The sequence below is a fragment of the Lysobacter sp. Soil_N_51 genome, assembly GCF_057655755.1.
Genome location: NZ_JBDGLR010000036.1, coordinates 1 through 282 on the forward strand (window position 1 = coordinate 1; position 282 = coordinate 282).

Annotated in this window: 1 protein-coding gene; it reads right to left on the minus strand. The window is 66.3% G+C overall.

Annotated features, from left to right (window positions below; genetic code table 11):
• A partial coding sequence (locus AC3A4T_RS24565; protein WP_487677766.1) for a hypothetical protein occupies positions 1 to 282 on the minus strand: 282 nt, incomplete at both ends.

Genomic DNA, 282 nt, shown 5'->3' on the forward strand with positions numbered 1-282 from the left:
GGTCACGTTGTTACCGACCGTGCCGGCCGCATCCGCGTCGACGGTGGTCGTGTAGCTCAGCGTGTAGGTGCCCGGCAACGTGCCGGCCGGCAGGGTGCAGGACAACGCGCCCGTGCAGGTGTAGTTGCCGGCATTGGTCACGCTGCCGAACGTCTGATCGCCACTGATCGTGTCGGTCAGCGTGTAGACGTCCGTCAGCGCCGCAGTGCTGATCGTGGTGCTCAGGGTGTAGGTGATCGTCGCACCCGGATTGACCGTGGTGCCGGTCGCCGGATCCGACGA